The organism is Betaproteobacteria bacterium (assembly GCA_016720065.1).
Classification (GTDB): Bacteria; Pseudomonadota; Gammaproteobacteria; order Burkholderiales; family Rhodocyclaceae; genus SSSZ01.
The window spans coordinates 1,813,549-1,830,953 of record JADJXY010000002.1 but is presented as its reverse complement, the minus strand read 5'-3'; the positions used below and the strand labels follow the sequence as shown (position 1 = coordinate 1,830,953).

Below are 17,405 nucleotides of genomic sequence, written 5' to 3'. Positions count from 1 at the left end.
TGATCGGCGCTGAACAGTTCCGACCGCAGCGGCGGCTCATCTTCGGCTGAAATCCTTGGCCACAGGCTCTGCGGCAGCCCGGTCTTCAGCTGCTGCAAATAGCGGAGCGGATTTATGCCGACTCGATTCAGAGGGGTCTTTCCGGGAATGCGGCGCGTGCCCCGGCGCAATTCCTTTACGATGCTGGCGGAACTGCTGTCCGCCACCCCGGAGCCGCCGCCGGACCCAGGGCCCGGCCGCAGTCCGGAAGGACAGGCTTACTTGATGCGCATGTCGTTCTTGACGGATTTCACGCCGCCCACGGCCCGGGCCACCTCGACCGCCTTGTTCGCCGCAGCCTGGGAACTGACGAAGCCACTGAGCTGAACGACGCCCTTGAAGGTCTCGACATTTATTTCCGCCACCTTCAGGCTCGGGTCGTTGAGGATGGCCGCCTTCACCTTGGCGGTGATCGCGCTGTCGTCGACATACTCGCCGGTGCCCTCCTGCTTTGCCGTGGAAGCGCAGCCGGCTGCTGTGACCAGCGTGGCGGCAAGACAGATGGCGGAACAGCATTTGCTGAATCGGTTCATGGTATGGCTCCAGATTGTGGTGCATGGGGACCGTCCCCGTCGGGCGTTCGGTCTGAGGTGTCCTGGGCCCTGCTCAGGCCCCGTCGGTACCGTGGTGCCAGACTAGCCGCCGACGCCAGCCCGGTCGGTGCGCTATCGCACACAGCTTCGCCAGCGGGCGCCAACCGGCGCATGCGGCGATTCAGGCAATTCCGGCGCTTCAGTGCCCGTTTCGGTCGGGAAGTCGGGGGCTGTCGCCGAGCATTCGCCCGAAATCCCCGGCCGACAAGGGACGGCTGAACTGATAGCCCTGCCCTTCGTCACAGCACCGGGCCCGCAGGAAGCGCAACTGGTCCAGGGTTTCCACCCCTTCGGCGACCACCTTCTGGTTGAGGTTGCGTCCCATGGCGATGATGGCGGTGACGATGGTGGTGTCGCCCCCCTGAAGGGAGATGTCGCTGACGAAGGAGCGGTCGATCTTCAGGGTGTCGATGGGGAAGCTTCTCAGATAGCTCAGGCTGGAATACCCGGTGCCAAAGTCGTCGATGGCCAGCCGGATCCCCATGTCCTTGAGGGCTGCCAGGAGCGATGCCGAGGCCGCGGCATCGTGCATGAGGATACCCTCGGTCACCTCCATTTCCAGGTAGCGCGGGGCCAGGCCGGTTTCCGCCAGGATACGGGTGACCCCGGCGAGAAAGTCGAGGTGCCGGAATTCAACCGCGGATATATTCACCGCCACGGGTACCGCGTCCAGACCCGAATCCAGCCAGGCCTTCACCTGGCGGCAAGCCTCCCGCAGCACCCATCGGCCGATGGGGACGATGAGCCCGGATTCTTCGGCCACGGTGACGAACTCGGCCGGGTAGATCACGCCGCGAACCGGATCGAGCCAGCGGATGAGGGCCTCGCTGCCGGTCATGGTGCCGGATGCCAGATCCACCTTGGGCTGATAGTAAAGGGCAAACTCGTCGTCCTTCAGTGCCCGGCGCAGATTGCTTTCGATGGACAGGCGCTGCACGGCCCGGGCGTTCATGTCGGCGGTGAAGAACTGGTAGTTGTTCCGTCCGCAGCCTTTGGCGTGGTACATGGCCGTGTCGGCGTTCCTGAGGGCGGTATCGACATCGATGCCATCGTCCGGATAGATGCTGATGCCGATGCTCAGGTTGACGTGGAGTTCATGACCATCCACGAGATGGGGGGCGGCGAATGCGGCAAGCAGCTTGTCCGAAACATGGGCCGCCCGCTGGGGCTGCTCGATTTCGGCCAGCAGGATCACGAACTCGTCGCCCCCCTGGCGGCACACCGTATCCGTGGTGCGAACGCATTCGAGCAGCCGTGCCGCCACGGACTGCAGCAATTGGTCGCCGACCGTGTGCCCCAGGGAATCATTGATGGTCTTGAAATAATCGAGGTCGATGAACAGCAAGGCCAGTTGCTTGCGATGCCGTTGCGCCAAGCCAATGGCCCGGTCCAGGCGCTCGATGAGCAAGGCACGGTTGGGCAGGCCGGTCAGGAAGTCGTGCTGGGCGAGATGCGCCATCTTTTGCGTCATGGCCCGGGACTCGGTGACGTCATGAAAGACGATCACGGCGCCCGCCACCGAGCCGTCACGGTTGTGGATGGGCGCCGACGAATCCTCGATCGCCACCTCGACGCCATCCCGGCGCACCAGAACGCTGTCGGAGGCAAGCCCGATGGTGAGGTTTTCGCGGATGGCGCGTTCGGCCGGATTGGCGATGAGCATCCGCGTCATGCCGTCGATGATGCGAAAGACCTCCGCCAGCGGACGCCCGATGGCTTCCTCCCGGGGCCAGCCGGTCATCGCTTCGGCCACCGTGTTCAGGTAGGTCACCCGGCCCGGGAGATCGGTACACAACACCGCGTCGCCAATGGAATTCAGCGTCACTTCGGCGCGTTCCTTTTCCGTGAACAGGATTTCTTCCGCGCTCTGCAAAATGCGTTCGGTGGCCTTGCGCTCGGTGACGTCCTCGACGGTGTGAACATGGCCCCGATGGGCCGTGCCGTCGCCCATCGGCGCGGCGTTCAGGCGCACCCAGGCAAGGTCGCCATCACGCCGCAAAATGCGCGTTTCGACGGAAAACAGTGTCTGCTCTTGGTCGGCCTGCTGCCATTTGCGCAGGACCGACTGCCGGTCGGCCGGATGGATCGCCCGGCTCCACTTCGATCCCAGTGTCTCCGCAAGCGTGAGGCCGGTGATCGATTGATAGGCGACGTTGGTGTAGACGCAATCCCCCCGGGCATCGCACACCATGATCCCCAGGGGCGAGGCATCGCTGATGGCCCGGAAACGGGCCTCGCTGGCCCGCAAGGCGTCCTGGACAGCCTTGCGTTCGACGGCGTAGTGCAGCGTACGCGGCAACCAGTGGGCATCGACATGGCCCTCAACCAGATAGTCCATGGCACCCTGCCGCACCGCCTGACGGGCGGTCGCTTCGTCGCTTGCCGCAGACAGAACCAGGATCATGGCGTCGCCCGCTGCAGCGCGGATTTGCTCGAAGGCCTCGAGGCCCCGTCCGTCGGGCAGGGCCAGGTCAAGCAGGACGATATCGACGCCACCCTGCGCCAGGCGATCGATGGCGCCGGCGAGGCCCCGCACCCATTCGACTTGAAACTGACCGGTCTCGCACGCCGCCAGTGCCCTGCGCACCCCCTTGGCAGCGCCCCGCCTGCTTGTGACGAGAAGCACGCGGGTCAGCGTATCGCGCATGGCCAGGCTGATGGCATCAGTGACCGGGTTCGAGGGGCAATCCCGCCATGCAGGCAGGATCGGTCATGCTTTCGATACCGGACCGGACCGGACCGGGCGAGAAGAGAGTTTCTCTCAGCGCTCCGGAAAACCTTTCGTCATGGCGCCGTATCCACTCGAGCAGCATGGAGGCGTGCTCCTTCTCTTCATCCCGGTGATGTTCCAGGATGGCCATGAGTTCGCGATCCTCGCATGTCTCGGCCCGTTGGTTGTACCACTCGACAGCCTCCAGTTCTTCCATCAGGGAAACGATCGCCCGGCGCATGTCTTGCGTTTCGGTGCTCTGTTCGTCCAGGGGCTCGTGGTATCCGACGCTGGCCATTTCAATCGTCCTGTCAGTGGCGTTCGGTGGGGAAGACCGGATGAAGTTCAGGTGCCCTGCCGTGGTCGTCCCCTCCGCTCAGCCGAGCCCTGTGCCGCTTGGCATGTTTGTCGTACAGATACGCGGACATGCGCCCGAAAAACGTCGAGGGAATCCCCTGCGTCGGGTTGATCGTCTGGACAAATGGCTTGCGCAGGGACATGGCCCTACCGCCGGATCAGGACGATGCCGACCAGGACGCCGGCCACCGCGGCCAGGCCAACGGTCTTCCACGGATTGTCACGCACATAGCCGTCGGTCGAGCAGGCGATGGACTTCGCCTTGGCGCCGACCGCGGTGCCGGCACTCCCCAGCCCGGCTTTGGCCGCCGCGAGCTGCCTCTCCAGCTTCCGGCGTGCAGCGGCAAGTCTATCCGCCGTCGCGTGGGCCGCGTCTTTGAGCAATGCTTCGCCGTTCGCGGCGATCGTCTTGAATTCTTTGCCCGGATCGTCCTGCGTGAGGCCGGCAGCGCCCGGGGTTGTCGTCAGTTCGGTGCTCATGCTTACTCCCGTTGTTGAACAAGAAATCGGAGCCGTGGGCAGCGAGTGCCCGGAGTCGAAGACAGCGCACGGCAGGCGTTCCTGAGTCCCGGCTTCCTGCAGCGATGGTGAATGGCCGACGGGGCGGGGTCTGTGCGCCACCGCACTGATGGCGCCCGACAGGCTGGCCGTGTGCCCGCTCCGGCACCCGCGCCAGACGCTGTGTGCGCTGGCGTACGGACGACACCTCCTCGAAGCGTAGCCTCCTGGAACGGCAATCGTCCTGCGACAGACCGGTCGGGAAGACCGGAAAGCGCTCATTCACGACGAGTAGTCAGTCAGATAGGTTCAGCTATGTTCGGCCCGCCCCGCATCCCCGCTCGCTTTGTCGCTCATCCTCGCCATAGCTTCGGCTATGGCTGCGGTTCGCTTCGTGCGATCGGGGCGCGGATGCGCGCCTCGGCATCGACGCAATCCGATCTGACTGACTGCTAGGGAAGGTGTGTCATGTCATTGGGAACCATCCTGCTGATCATCCTGATTCTGCTGCTGGTCGGCGCAATTCCCGCCTGGCCCCACAGCCGGAGCTGGGGATACGGCCCCAGCGGCGGTCTCGGACTGGTGGTCGCGATCCTGCTCGTCCTGTTCCTGCTGGGCAAGATTTAGCGCGCCCGGCCGGAATCCCTTTTTCGGCGGCGGGCGGCCGCCGCAACGACCCCATTCCGGTCGGGGGCCGGGGCCATGGATCCGGTTTCGGCCGCTGTCGGGGCGCAAGCCCCCCTTTTTTTCGCCAATGCGAACTGTTTCGAAAGGAAGTCGAAATGAAAACTCTGGAAGATTTCAAGCTATCTGTCGTTTCTGTGGCCGTGGTCCTGGCGTTGCTCGCCTGCGAGAAGCCGGGGCCGGCCGAAAATGCCGGCAAGAAACTGGATCAGGCGGCCGAGAGCGTCGGCAGGACCGCCAGCGATACCGCTGCCAAGGCCGAAAAGACCATGCAAGAACAGGGCGCCAGAACCGCCGCGGCCATCAGCGATACCGAAATCACCGGCAGGGTGAAGGCGGCGATCCTCGCCGAACCCGGCCTCAAGACACTGGAAATCAGTGTCGATACGGTGAAGGGCATGGTTACCCTGACCGGCACCGCCGACTCCCAGGCCAGCAGCGATCGCGCCAGAACCCTGGCCGCCGCCGTTCCCGGCGTCAGCGATGTCGCCAATCGCCTGAAGCTGGCGGCAGCCAAGTGAGCAGCACCCACCCCCCCACCTACCAGGAGTCCATCCTGGAAATTCAATAAGCCTATCGCGAACAAATGGGCGCGAAACTGAAGGAGTGGAGCGCCCAGATCAACCTCCTCGAGGCAAAGCTCGAGACCTCATGCGCCGAACTTTCTCCGGCCTGGGCGCAGGGGCCTCAGGCAGTCCTTGGGCCAAGGCTCTCCAGAAGCATTGCATAGGCATCCGAGAAGAGACACAGCCCGTCGAACTGCAAGGTTTCCCCGGCTTCGTCCAGCTTGATGCCGAGGGCTGCCAGGGCTTCGATATGGATACGCGCGTCGTCCATACCCAACATCAGGGTCGGGCCGACTCGGCCGTGGTCGCGAAAGGCCGCCAGCGTCGCGTCGGGAAGCGTGGTGATGGTTTCCGGACCGATCAGCGCTTCCACGTAGAGTACATCGCTGTAGGCTGGATTCTTGCCGCCGGTGCTGGCCCAGAGCAGCTTCTGCGGACGTACGCCGGCCGCGGCAAGCGTGCTGAAGGCCGGGCCGTGGAAGAGCTCCCGATAACGCGAATAGCAGCGTTTGGCCAGCGCCACCCCCGCCCGGCCCCGCAGGGCCAGGGCTTCGCCGGTGGCGATGGCGTCGAGCCGCCAGTCCACGAGCGTGTCGATACGACTGAGGAACAGGCTGGCCACGGAACGCAACCGCCCGGGGTGTCCGCCGCTCTCCAGCCAACGCTGGGCGCCGCGCAGATAGGCCTGCGCCACCGCCTCATACTGGGGCTGAGAAAAGAGCAGGGTCACGTTGACCCGTATGCCGGCAGCGGTCAAAGCCTCGAAGGCCCGGATCCCGGCCGGTGTTCCTGGAACCTTGACCAGCAGGTTGTCGCGGCTCACCAGCAGGCGCAGGTGCCGGGCTGCCGCCTCCGTACCCGCCCCGTCGTGCGACAAGGCTGGCGAGACTTCCAGGCTGACAAAGCCTGCTTCACCGCCACTGGCCAGATAGGTCGGCCATAGGAGGTTGCACGCCGTCCGGATGTCGTCGATGACGATGGCTTCGTAGCGCCCTTCCGCAGTGAGGTCTGAGCGGCGCAGGCGTTGGCGGTCGTCCGCATAGTCCGCGGTGTCGGCGATGGCCTTGCGGAAAATGCTCGGATTGGAGGTGACGCCGTCGACGCCATCATCGCGGACGAACCCCTCCAGGGCACCATCGCGGAACAGCGCCCGCGACAGATTGTCGAGCCACACCTGCTGGCCCAGAGCTTTCAGCGCCAGGAGCGGATTTTCCTTCATCGTCCGACCTTCTGACCCGGCCAGGTCCAGTTGCGAATCTCCGGCAGGTCTTCGCCATGCTCGTGGATGTATCGGGTGTGCTCATTGAGCTTGTCGCGCATGCGCTGCTTGATATGGGCGGCCTGGGGTTGGAGGAGCGGCACCTGGCTGGCGACGTCCATGACCAGATGGAAGCGATCGAGCGAGTTGAGCACCACCATGTCGAAGGGGGTGGTGGTCGTGCCCTCCTCCTTGTAGCCACGGACATGCAGCTTGGCGTGGCCGGTACGGCGATAGCAGAGGCGGTGGATCAGCCAGGGATAGCCGTGATAGGCAAAGAGGATGGGTTTGTCGGTACGGAACAGGGCGTCGAAGGCGTCGCTCGACAGGCCGTGGGGATGCTCCTCCTGGGGCTGCAGGGTCATCAGGTCGACGACGTTGATGAAGCGCATCTTGAGCTCTGGCGCCAGCTCCCGCAGGAGGGCGATGGCCGCCAGCATTTCCAGGGTCGGCACATCCCCCGCCGCCGCCAGGACGATGTCCGGTTCGCCGGTGTGGTCGTTGCAGGCCCATTCCCAGAGGCCGATGCCGGCGCTGGCGTGGTCCACGGCGGCTTCCATGTCCAGCCACTGCAGTTCCGGCTGTTTGCCGGCGACGATGACGTTCACCAGATTGCGGCTCTTCAGACATTGGGCGGTCACGTAGAGAAGGGTATTGGCATCCGGCGGCAGGTAGACGCGGATGACGTCGGCCTTCTTGTTGACCACGTGATCGATGAAACCCGGATCCTGGTGCGAAAAGCCGTTGTTGTCCTGGCGCCAGACGTGGGAGGTGAGCAGGATGTTCAGCGAGGCGATGGGCCGGCGCCAGGGAATGTCGCGACAGACCTTGAGCCACTTGGCATGCTGGTTGAACATCGAGTCCACAATGTGGATGAAAGCCTCGTAACAGGAGAATAGCCCGTGGCGGCCGGTGAGCAGATAGCCTTCCAGCCAGCCCTGGCAAGCGTGTTCCGACAGGAGTTCCATCACCCGGCCGTCGGGGGCCAGGTGGTCGTCGTAAGGGAAGCGCTTCGCCATCCAGCTGCGGTCCGTGATTTCGAAGACGGCGCCGAGGCGGTTCGATGCCGTCTCGTCGGGACCGAAGAGGCGGAAATTGTCGACATTGGCCCGCATCACATCGCGCAGGTAGACCCCCATGGCCCGGGTGGATTCGGCCAGGGCGGCGCCCGGTGCGGGTACGGCCACACCGTAGTCGCGGAAATTCGGCAGGTTCAGGGCATGCAGCAGGATGCCCCCGTTGGCGTGGGGATTGGCCCCCATGCGCCGCTCGCCCGCCGGGGCCAGGGCTGCCAGTTCGGGCATCAGGCATCCCTCGGCGTCGAACAGTTCCCGGGGCCGGTAGGAGAGCATCCAGCGTTCCAGCAAGCGGACATGTTCGGGCTTTTCCATCGTGCTGAAGGGCACCTGGTGGGAGCGCCAGGATCCTTCCGTCTTCTGGCCGTCCACTTCCTTGGGCCCGGTCCAGCCCTTGGGGGAACGCAGCACGATCAGCGGCCACCGGGGCCGTTTCCCATCGCCACCCCGCCGTGCCTGACGCTGGATCTCGCGAATTCTGCCGATGACCGTGGCGACGGTATCGGCCATCAGCCGATGCATGGTATCCGGGTCGTCCCCCTCGACGAAGTAGGTTGCGTACCCGTAACCCACCAGCAGGCTTTCCAGCTCGCCGCGGTCGATGCGGGCCAAGATCGCCGGGCTGGCGATCTTGTAGCCGTTGAGATGGAGAATCGGCAGCACCGCGCCGTCCCGGCGCGGGTCGAGGAATTTATTGGAATGCCAGGAGGTGGCCAGGGGACCGGTTTCGGCCTCGCCGTCGCCGATCACGCAGCAGGCGATGAGGTCGGGATTGTCGAATACCGCCCCGTAGGCATGGAACAAGGCATACCCCAGCTCGCCGCCCTCGTGGAGGGAGCCGGGGGTCTCCGGCGCGGCGTGACTGGGAATGCCGCCGGGGAAGGAGAACTGCCGGAACAGGCGCCGCAGGCCATCCTCGTTCCGGGAAATGTCCGAGTACAGTTCGCTATAGGTGCCTTCGAGATAGGTGTTGGCCACCACCGCCGGCCCGCCGTGGCCCGGGCCGGCGATGAAGACCATGTTCACGTCCTGGCATCGGATGGCCCGGTTCATGTGGGCGTAGATGAAGTTCAACCCCGGTGTCGTGCCCCAGTGCCCGAGGAGGCGGGGCTTGATGTGGGCCAGTTGCAGCGGCTCCTTCAGGAGGGGGTTGTCGAGCAGGTAGATCTGCCCTACCGAAAGATAGTTGGCGGCACGCCAATAGGCGTCGATCCGCTTCAGTTCCTGTTCGTCCAGGGCGGTACTCGGGGGCGGCACGGCGATCTCCTCAGGGTAGGCTGGAAACGATCCGTCGCGGGCTCGCGTCATTTGCGCTCCGGCAGCATGCGCAGCAGCGTGTTGTCCCTGACGAAGTAGTGGTGATAGAGGGCGGCAGCGGCGTGCAAGGCGACGAGGAAGTAGCCTGCGGTGCCCCCCGCTTCATGAACTTCCTCGACCCAGGCCGCGACACTCTTGCTTTCGGCGACCAATGCCGGGAGTTGCATGCCCCAGAACGGTACCGGCTTTCCCGAGGCGCTCAGGAGCAGCCATCCCAAAAGGGGCATGGCGATCATCAGGACATAGAGCAGAACGTGGGCGGTGGTCGCCAAGGCCTTCTGCCACGACGGCGGCGCCGGCACGATCAGGGGCTCCGGGCCAGCCGGATGGACCGCCAGCCGGATGAACGCGAGCACGAAGACCGTCAGGCCCAGCATGAAATGCCAGGTCTTCAGCGCCTCGCGGGTATCGCTCCCCTTCGGAAGCGCCTCATGGAGTTCGATGCAGGCGTAGACCGCGACCAGCAGGAGCAGCATGATCCAGTGCAGCAGGATCGCGGGAGGTCCGTAGTGTTCCTTCGTATTGCGCCATGTCATGCTCTTCCTCCGGGTCGGACAGCATTTTGTTCGGGCGTGCTCGCCGTACCAGTACTCGGTCCGGGATCGGCGCCAAGCGCCCGGAGCCGCGCCTGCAGCGCCTCGATTTCGTCCAGCAGTTGCAGGGCCAGGGCGGCACCGGGGAGATTGACGCCGAGATCCCGCTGCAGCCGGAAGGCGACGGTGGCCCGCACCAGATGGGCGCCATTGAAGCGCCAGCGATGGGGCGCCTCCCCTGCCGGCGCCAGCACGCCTTCCTGGACCAGATCGACGATGAACTCCGCCTGCACCGCACAGGCATGGCCAAGATCGGCCAGGGTCAGGTTGCCCTGCTCCTCCAGGATGACGGCGCTGACCTGCGGTAGGCGATTCGGCGTTTCCATGATCAGACTCCCAGTCCGGCGCGAGGCTTGAAGGCGTCGAAGCGATCGGCCATCTGGCGATAGAAGGCGATGGCGGTTTCGTCTTCACCGGGCGGCAAGGCGACGCGCAGGACGGCATAGAGGTCACCGGGGGTGGCGCCCGGAATGCCGCGGCCCTTCAGGCGCAAGCTGCTTCCTGGCGCAGAGCCGGCCGGAATCGTCAGTTCGATCAGGCCGCTCGGGGTCGGCGCCTGCACGGTGGCACCCAGAACGGCTTCCCAGGGGGCCACGGGCAAGTCGAGGAAGACATCCCGCTGTTCGACCCGAAACAGCGGATGCGGGTTGAACACGATTTCCAGGTACAGGTCGCCGGGCTTGCCCTGGCCGAAGCCCGGCGCTCCCTGCCCGGCCAGACGGATGTGCTGCCCGGCGCGGACGCCCCGGGGAATGGTCACGTTGAGCTGGTGGGCGCGAGCCGAGCCGCGTTCCTGGTCTGCTTCCGGCCTGTGCAGCGTGATGGTGCGGGTGGCACCGGTGTAAGCGTCTTCCAGGTCGATGTGTACCCGGGCATGGCGGTCTTCGCCCCGGGCGTGGAAAGCCTGGCGCTCCCTGCGGCCGCCGGCTTGCCCGTACAGGGTTTCGAAAAAGTCGCTGAAGTCGGCGCCGTTGCCGCCGTCCGCGCCATTGCCGGAAAACTCGAATCCGGTTTTCCAGTCCGGCGGGGGACGAAAATCCTGCCCCGCTTTCCAGTCGCTGCCCAGCTGGTCGTAGGCGGCGCGCTTTTCGATATCCTTGAGCACGGCATAGGCCTCGCCGAGTTCCTTGAAACGGATTTCGGCATCGGCCTGCTTGCTCACGTCAGGGTGGTACTTGCGGGCCAGTTGGCGGTAGGCGCGCTTGATTTCGTCCTGGGTCGCATCCCGCGCCACACCCATGATCTGGTAGTAATCCTTGAATTCCATCTAGAGCGGACCCTGATCCGATCCCCGTTGCGACGGGCGCAGCAAGGGATGTCGATCATTCATTCCGGGTATCGGTCGGGGGTGCGGACGACGTCAGGGGTGGCTTCCGGACGAATTCGGGGCACCGCCGGCGCCGGCACTCGCGGCGGGGAATCGTCGGCCACGGCCAGGATGGGTGTCCACCGGTCGCAAGCTGGCGTCATCGCGTTACGCATAGCTATCACCCGAAGCGGAATTTTCTTGTCCATCTTGCCTTCTCCATGCGGCGACCGGCTTTCCGCGTTCCTAGCCATGGTTCGTCATACTCAACCTGGCCAGCTGCACCAGCGCAGCCAGGAGTTTCTGGATGAACTGGCGGGTGGGCTCGTCGGTCAGGGTTCCGAGTTCGTCGAAGCGCTGGGCGGCGTTGCCGATCATTACCTCTGGCTGAATGACTGCCGGCATGTTCAGGGCAACGAGAATCTGCCGCAGGTGGTATTGGGCCCTGGCGGTACCCAGCGCTCCCACCGAGGCGCCCAGCATCGCGGCCGGCTTGCCCGCCCAGACGCTCTCGCCGTAGGGCCGGGAGCCCCAATCAATGGCGTTCTTGAGGGCGCCGGGCAGCGAGTAGTTGTATTCCGGCGTGGCAAAAAGTATGGCGTCCGCCGCCAGTATGCGGCGCTTGAATTCGAACACTGCCGGCGGTGGCGCCGCTTCGTCGTCCTGGTTGAAGATCGGGATGCCTTCGAGGCCAATGATCGTCAGTTCGGCGTCGTCGGGCAGCAGTCGCTGCGCGGCCAAGAGTGCGGAACGGTTGAACGACGTCTTGCGCAGGCTGCCTGCAATCCCCAGGATTTTCACTTTGTGCACGGGTGGGCTCCTTGTTGCGGTCAGCCCACGATGCCAGCGTCAGGAAGCTCTCACTGTGCGCCAGCGAACATAGGCGTTGCGCGAAGGTATCCCCCGGCCGTCCCCGCCGTGGCGCTGCCCTCTATGTGTGCTGGCGAACATAAATGTTCATCCCGCTGGGGTACCTTCGCCACCGCCATCCGCGATCTGCGCCGTCGTCATGCGTTGGTCGGGGGCAGTTCCTGAAAAATACGGAGACGACGCGATGAATACCCAGGACATGGAAGCCGTGGCACGTGCTCAGGAATCGATCATCGAGAATTTTCTCGCGCTTTCGCGGGACTACCTGGAAACCGGCGGCGTGACGCGGGAGGGAGTTGCGGCGTCGAGGCAGCCGGTGTTTCCCATTCCGGAAGACGAGTTGCCCCCACGGAACACCTGGCCCGAGATCATTGCCCTGTTCGTCCGTTCGGCACCCCCCGCCAAGGGTGCCGAGCGCAGAGCGGGAAGCGGTGCTTAGCGGATTGCCCCGTCGTCCATCGGGATCACACCAACGAGGAGTCGCCATGGAGATTTCTGCCCACGTCGGAGCAGTGGAGGACCGCTTTCTCGCCGCCTTGAGCGACGGCCGGAGCATCGAAGCCACGGATTTGCCCTCAGTGGCCCAGGCCCTTTGTTGCGCTGGGGTGCCGATCAACGGCATCACCCATGATTGGCGCGAGGGCAGGCGCATGCTCACTGCAGGCCAGCAAGTGGCCCTCAGCGCGGCAATGCGAAGCCTTGCGCGGAAGGCCACGAACCTGCCTATCGCCGCCTGACCCGGCACCCGGGTCGCGCTTGGCCGGCGTGAGGGCGAGTCCTGTGGCCGGAGGCCCTTGGCGATGGCGTCAGAGCGCCCGTCGCCCGGTGAGGAGGTTGACCACGACCATCACGAGGGCGACCACCAGCAGGACGTGGATGAACCCCCCCAGGGTGTAGGAGGTGACGAGCCCGAAAAGCCACAGGACGAGCATGACGACAGCGATCGTATAAAGCATGGAGCACACCTTTTTTCAGCGTTGAACGGCGGCTGGCGGCTGGTGGGGGCATAGGAACAAGCCAGAGAAATGCCAGCCGCTGCCAATCCGGTCTCCCAGCGCATGCGATTTGCAGTCCGATGCCCGGTAGACCTGATGGTAGCCTGGGCGCCACGCCATCCGGCGTCGGTGCGGCAGCGAACACGCGCGGCAAACGGGCTCGCACTACCGCGGCCCGCCCATGGGCGGGGATTTCCGGTGCCACCGATAGAACGCCTGCTTGGCCATCTCGACGGCCCCGAGATAGACCACCACCATGGCCGCGAGTATCAGATAGAAACCCGCCGGCGGAGGAACGAAGCCGAAGTAGGAACCGACCGGCGTATACGGCAGCACCGCACCGGTCAGTGCGATGGTGAGGGAAGTCGCCATCAGGGCGGGATGCGGACGGCTCTTGAGGGGATTGCCCCGGGTGCGGATGATGAAGATCACCAGAACCTGAGTACACAGCGATTCGACGAACCAGCCGGTCTGGAACAGTTGTTCGCCTGCCTGCAGGACGGCGATCAGGACGTAGAAGGTAAGGAAATCGAAGACCGAGCTGATCGGGCCGATGACCAGCATGAAATCGCGGATGAAGGCCATGTCGAGGGTTCGCGGCTGACGCAGTTCCTCCGGGTCCACCGCATCGAGGGGGATCGGCACCTCGGAAACGTCGTAGAGGATGTTGTTGAGCAGAATCTGGGTCGGCAGCATGGGCAGGAAGGGCAGAAACAATGCCGCCCCGGCCATGCTGAACATGTTGCCGAAGTTGGAACTGGTCCCCATCATGATGTACTTCATGATGTTGCCGAACGTACGACGCCCTTCGAGGACGCCGTCGTGCAGGACATGGAGATCCTGGTCCAGCAGGATCATGTCGGCGGCCTCCTTCGCCACGTCGACGGCGGAATCCACCGATAAGCCGACGTCGGCGGAATGCAGGGAAGGCGCATCGTTGATCCCGTCGCCGAGGTAGCCGACCACATGGCCACGCGCCTTGAGGGCGAGGATGACCCGGTTCTTCTGGGCCGGATTGACGCGGCAGAACAGGTTGACCGCCTCCACCCGGGCCTGCAGGGCGGAATCGTCCATGACTTCGATGTCCTTTCCGGTCAGCAATCCGGTCACAGGAATGGCCAACTGGGCGCAGACGTGCTGCGTGACCAGTTCGCTATCGCCGGTGACGATCTTGACGGCGACACCACTGTCCCTGAGGGCGGCAAGGGCGGTACCGGCACTTTCCTTGGGCGGATCGAGAAAGGCCGCAAACCCGGCGAACACCAGTTCGGCCTCGTCGCCGATCACGGCATGGGGATGGTCCGGCGGCACCTCTCGCCAGGCAATACCCAGGACGCGAAACCCCTCTTTTTCGAGCGCCACATGAACGCCGTGGATGTGCGCCCGGGAATCCTTGTCGAGGACCGTCTGGGCGTCGCTGCCCAGCACCTCGTAGTGGGTGCACAGGCCGACGATTTCCTCGGAAGCGCCCTTGACCACCAAAAGACGGCCGTTCCCTTTGTCCAGCAGCACCGATACCCGGCGCCGCTCGAAATCGAAAGGCACCTCGTCGATTTTCTTCCAGGCCCCCACGTCGATGTGTTCGTGACCGAGGATCGCCTCGTCGAGAGGACTTTTCAGGCCGGTTTCGAAAAAGCTGTTGAGATAGGCCAGTTCCAGTACCCGCGGGCTCGCCTGCCCCAGGGAGTCCACATGTTGTTCCAGCCGGATCTTGGCCTCGGTGAGGGTGCCCGTCTTGTCGGTGCACAGCACATCCATCGAGCCCAGATTCTGGATCGACGCGAGCCGTTTCACGATGACCCGCTTGCGGGCCATGACCAAGGCGCCCCGGGCGAGGGTGACGGACACCACCATGGGCAGGAGCTCCGGCGTCAGTCCCACGGCGAGAGCCACGGCGAACAGGAAGGACTCCAGCCAGGGCTTGTGCATCAGCGCGTTGACGAGCAGCACGAAGAGCACCAGAACGATGGTGAGGCGCATGATCAGCATGCCGAAACGATGGGTGCCCAACTCGAAGGCAGTCGGTGGCGCCTGCCGGATCAGGGTATCGGCGATGGCCCCGAGGGCTGTTTCAGCGCCGGTCCTGACCACCTGAACCGTAGCGCTGCCACTGATCACCGTGGTACCCATGAATACCGCATTGGCGGCTTCCTGCATGTCGGTGGCGGTCGCCGCAAGTTGGCCCGGCCGCTTCTCCACTGGATAGGCCTCGCCCGTCAGCAGTGCCTGCTGGACGAAGAAATCGTTGGCCTCCAGCACCCGGCCATCGGCGGGAATCATGTCCCCCGCGGAGAGCATCACCCAATCGCCTGGCACCACCTCGGCCACCGGTACTTCCACAGATTTGCCGTCGCGGAGCGCCCGCGTCCGCACCGCGACGGATTGGCGGAGACTGGCTGCCGCCTTGCCGGCGCGGCGCTCCTGGACGAAGTCCAGGGTGACGCTGAAGAGCACCATCACCGAAATGATGAGGAAATTGGTGAATTCGCCGGCGATGGCCGAGAGGGCGCTGGCGAACAGAAGGAGGATCACCAGGGGATTTTTGAAGCGGGCCAGGAACTGGAGCCACAGCGGTTGGTCCCGATGATCGCGAAATTGGTTGGGGCCGAATTGCGCGAGCCGTGCACCGGCCTCGGCGGCCGACAGGCTCCCTGCCTCCGGAGGCAAGGTCTCGACCCACCAGGGCGGGGCTGGCGCTTCAGAGGGCCTCATCGCTGCCCCCTTCGGGCTGTCGCGAAAACCCGGGAAGGAATCGGCGCGTGACTTTCCCCCGCGGCCAAGAAAAATCCCCGTCCGCGCCGGGCAGGCGCGTGGACGGGGATTGTCGACAATCGTATGTCCGGGGGGTCAGGGACGCATGTCCCACTGGGTGCCGTAGTAGGAATGGATACCCTTCGCCCAGGACGCATCGGCCATGTTCGGCCAATGGTCGTTGTCGAATCCCGGGGCGTCCTTGAGCCGTGCCTCGTCGGCATCGAACACGAAGCGCTTCTTTTCCGTATCCACCTGGAGGGCACGCCACGGGATGGCGAACAATTTTTCGCCCAAGCTGAGAAAACCGCCACAGGACAAGACCGCATAACTCACCGTGCCGTTGGGGACATCCAGCATGATTTCCTTGATGCTGCCGAGCTTTATGCCCTGCCGATTATAGACGTCGTCGCCGGCGAGCGTGCTGGCGCTCAATACCAGGTGGCCAGCGGACGTGTTCGTATCGGCGGAAGAACTGCTGATTTCGCTACTCATGTCGTGCTCCTCAATAATGTCATGTGAAAGCCGCCAGGCGACCATCGGGCAGGCTCACTCCCCGGGTGCCTTGCGGTTCATTCCTGCTCAGCAAGGTTTCTTGAGGTCTGCCTTCAAGTCACCGCAGGCCGATTGAATCTTTCCCTGGGCGTTCTCGATCTTTCCCTTTTGTTCGAGCGCCTTGTTGCCGACGACTTTGCCGGCGACCTCCTTCACTTTGCCCTCTGCTTCCTTGAGGTGTCCTTTGACTTGGTCCTTGTTCATGCTTTTCTCCTGTGGTGAGTGTTGACCTTGAGCGGGAGCGCCGGGGATGTCACGAGCGCCCACCGCTGGAGATTAGGCATGGCACGGCGTTTCCTCTGTGCGGTGTCGCGCATAGGTCGCCTGTCCGGTTCGCATGGCGAGCGGCGTCGAAATGCCCCTTGGCGGGAACGGGGAATGGGGCTGGCGATCAAGGTCGCGCCCCCCTCGCCCCGGCGTTGCCGATGACAAGAAGGCCGGGCAAGAAAAAGCCCGGAGCGGCATTGCCGGTCCGGGCTGAAGTTGTCAGATGGTCGCTCAAGGGATGGGGGCGAAAGCGAACATCTGCGGGCAGCATGCACCAGAGGGCGCTTTCGCTATGTTCGGTGGCACACATAAAGGCCGGATTGTGGTGGCCTTCCCGTCGCGCCGTCGCCTTCGGCAATGCGTAGCACCCGTTTCGGGCCGTCCGTCGCCCCATCGTTCGTCGCGGCAGGGGGCACCTTGCGGTTTCGTGTCTGTCGGAGCCATCGGCCGATTCCGTGCGCCGGCGCACAGACCCTGACCATCGCCCACTGCCCAATGAGGGTGCCGCATCGAGAAGCCGCTCCGCCACTGGCGGCCGCCCATTCAGACTTGCGCCATTTGCCGTCACGAACGTGGCGCCCCGTCAATTTCCTTCGCAACAGGAGAAATCATGAATTCCCGACTTGCAGCCCGTTTTGGTTTCATCTTGGCTGCGGCACTGTCGCTGCCGCTTGCCACCCACGCCGCGGATGCCACCGGCTCGACCGCAACCGAGTACGTCAAGGACTCGGTCATCACCACCAAGATCAAGGCCGAGCTGGCTGAGGAAAAGCTGTCGAGCCTGGTCAAGATCAACGTCGATACCGACAAGAAGGGGGCCGTTACCCTGAGCGGCAGCGCCGCCAGTCAGGCCGCCATCGACAGGGCCGTCGCCATCGCCCACGGAGTTAAGGGCGTGACCTCGGTGCGTAACCATATCAAGGTCGTCGTCGACAAGTAGGGCGATCGGGCTGCCGGGGGGATACCACGT

The 17,405-nt window shown here is 64.4% G+C and carries 20 protein-coding genes; 5 read left to right on the top strand and 15 right to left on the bottom strand.

What is annotated here, in order from left to right; all coding sequences use genetic code 11:
• Window positions 1-257 precede the first annotated feature (257 nt).
• From IPM73_11745 to IPM73_11725, 5 genes are all read right to left on the bottom strand, one after another.
• The gene (locus IPM73_11745) at window positions 258-572 is read right to left on the bottom strand and encodes a BON domain-containing protein (GenBank protein MBK8918684.1); all 315 of its coding nucleotides are present in this window, start codon (window positions 570-572) and stop codon (window positions 258-260) included.
• A 199-nt stretch (window positions 573-771) separates the two neighbouring features.
• Window positions 772-3,279, bottom strand: a complete 2,508-nt coding sequence (locus tag IPM73_11740; protein ID MBK8918683.1) for an EAL domain-containing protein — start codon at window positions 3,277-3,279, stop codon at window positions 772-774.
• A gap of 16 nt (window positions 3,280-3,295) precedes the next feature.
• Window positions 3,296-3,640 carry a ferritin gene (locus IPM73_11735; protein ID MBK8918682.1) on the bottom strand — a complete coding sequence of 115 codons (345 nt, stop codon included), beginning with the start codon at window positions 3,638-3,640 and terminating at the stop codon, window positions 3,296-3,298.
• Between the two features lie 13 nt (window positions 3,641-3,653).
• Window positions 3,654-3,842 (bottom strand): hypothetical protein, encoded by a 189-nt coding sequence (locus IPM73_11730; GenBank protein ID MBK8918681.1) that lies wholly within the window; start codon window positions 3,840-3,842, stop codon window positions 3,654-3,656.
• Between the two features lie 4 nt (window positions 3,843-3,846).
• Window positions 3,847-4,179 (bottom strand): DUF883 family protein, encoded by a 333-nt coding sequence (locus IPM73_11725; protein ID MBK8918680.1) that lies wholly within the window; start codon window positions 4,177-4,179, stop codon window positions 3,847-3,849.
• A gap of 486 nt (window positions 4,180-4,665) precedes the next feature.
• Between IPM73_11725 and IPM73_11720 the strand changes: the two genes are divergently transcribed.
• Both IPM73_11720 and IPM73_11715 read left to right on the top strand, forming a co-directional pair.
• Window positions 4,666-4,824, top strand: a complete 159-nt coding sequence (locus tag IPM73_11720) for a DUF3309 domain-containing protein (GenBank protein MBK8918679.1) — start codon at window positions 4,666-4,668, stop codon at window positions 4,822-4,824.
• A 164-nt stretch (window positions 4,825-4,988) separates the two neighbouring features.
• On the top strand, window positions 4,989-5,402 hold the full coding sequence (locus IPM73_11715) for a BON domain-containing protein (protein ID MBK8918678.1): 414 nt from the start codon (window positions 4,989-4,991) through the stop codon (window positions 5,400-5,402).
• 166 nt (window positions 5,403-5,568) lie between these two features.
• On the opposite strand, the gene tal is transcribed toward IPM73_11715, so the two are convergent.
• The 6 genes from tal to IPM73_11685 form a co-directional block, all read right to left on the bottom strand.
• Window positions 5,569-6,666, bottom strand: coding sequence for a transaldolase (gene tal, locus IPM73_11710; protein MBK8918677.1), 1,098 nt, complete (start codon window positions 6,664-6,666; stop codon window positions 5,569-5,571).
• The gene (locus IPM73_11705; GenBank protein MBK8918676.1) at window positions 6,663-9,089 is read right to left on the bottom strand and encodes a phosphoketolase family protein; all 2,427 of its coding nucleotides are present in this window, start codon (window positions 9,087-9,089) and stop codon (window positions 6,663-6,665) included. The genes tal and IPM73_11705 overlap by 4 nt, the downstream gene beginning before the upstream one ends.
• Window positions 9,086-9,634: a cytochrome b gene (locus IPM73_11700; GenBank protein MBK8918675.1), complete on the bottom strand. Its 549-nt coding sequence runs from the start codon at window positions 9,632-9,634 to the stop codon at window positions 9,086-9,088. The genes IPM73_11705 and IPM73_11700 overlap by 4 nt, the downstream gene beginning before the upstream one ends.
• A complete protein-coding gene (locus tag IPM73_11695; protein ID MBK8918674.1) occupies window positions 9,631-10,017 on the bottom strand; it encodes a chaperone modulator CbpM in 387 nt (128 codons plus the stop codon). Before IPM73_11695 ends, IPM73_11700 begins: the two co-directional genes overlap by 4 nt.
• 2 nt (window positions 10,018-10,019) lie before the next feature.
• Window positions 10,020-10,958 carry a DnaJ domain-containing protein gene (locus tag IPM73_11690; GenBank protein ID MBK8918673.1) on the bottom strand — a complete coding sequence of 313 codons (939 nt, stop codon included), beginning with the start codon at window positions 10,956-10,958 and terminating at the stop codon, window positions 10,020-10,022.
• Between the two features lie 285 nt (window positions 10,959-11,243).
• Complete coding sequence (locus IPM73_11685; protein MBK8918672.1) at window positions 11,244-11,807, bottom strand: NAD(P)H-dependent oxidoreductase; 564 nt, start codon at window positions 11,805-11,807, stop codon at window positions 11,244-11,246.
• Window positions 11,808-12,051: 244 nt separating this feature from the next.
• Here IPM73_11685 and IPM73_11680 point away from each other — a divergent pair, with 244 nt between their 5' ends.
• Both IPM73_11680 and IPM73_11675 read left to right on the top strand, forming a co-directional pair.
• Window positions 12,052-12,306, top strand: coding sequence for a hypothetical protein (locus IPM73_11680; GenBank protein MBK8918671.1), 255 nt, complete (start codon window positions 12,052-12,054; stop codon window positions 12,304-12,306).
• A 46-nt stretch (window positions 12,307-12,352) separates the two neighbouring features.
• Window positions 12,353-12,604, top strand: coding sequence for a hypothetical protein (locus IPM73_11675; protein ID MBK8918670.1), 252 nt, complete (start codon window positions 12,353-12,355; stop codon window positions 12,602-12,604).
• A gap of 69 nt (window positions 12,605-12,673) precedes the next feature.
• Here the strand turns inward: IPM73_11675 and IPM73_11670 are convergent, their stop codons facing one another.
• From IPM73_11670 to IPM73_11655, 4 genes are all read right to left on the bottom strand, one after another.
• Window positions 12,674-12,823, bottom strand: coding sequence for a lmo0937 family membrane protein (locus IPM73_11670; protein ID MBK8918669.1), 150 nt, complete (start codon window positions 12,821-12,823; stop codon window positions 12,674-12,676).
• A 204-nt stretch (window positions 12,824-13,027) separates the two neighbouring features.
• Window positions 13,028-15,574 (bottom strand): magnesium-translocating P-type ATPase, encoded by a 2,547-nt coding sequence (gene mgtA, locus IPM73_11665; GenBank protein ID MBK8918668.1) that lies wholly within the window; start codon window positions 15,572-15,574, stop codon window positions 13,028-13,030.
• Between the two features lie 135 nt (window positions 15,575-15,709).
• Window positions 15,710-16,108 carry a PRC-barrel domain-containing protein gene (locus IPM73_11660; GenBank protein MBK8918667.1) on the bottom strand — a complete coding sequence of 133 codons (399 nt, stop codon included), beginning with the start codon at window positions 16,106-16,108 and terminating at the stop codon, window positions 15,710-15,712.
• An 87-nt stretch (window positions 16,109-16,195) separates the two neighbouring features.
• A complete protein-coding gene (locus tag IPM73_11655; protein ID MBK8918666.1) occupies window positions 16,196-16,372 on the bottom strand; it encodes a CsbD family protein in 177 nt (58 codons plus the stop codon).
• 673 nt (window positions 16,373-17,045) lie between these two features.
• On the opposite strand from IPM73_11655, the gene IPM73_11650 reads away from it, so the two are divergent.
• Window positions 17,046-17,375 carry a BON domain-containing protein gene (locus IPM73_11650; protein ID MBK8918665.1) on the top strand — a complete coding sequence of 110 codons (330 nt, stop codon included), beginning with the start codon at window positions 17,046-17,048 and terminating at the stop codon, window positions 17,373-17,375.
• The last annotated feature ends 30 nt before the right edge of the window (window positions 17,376-17,405 follow it).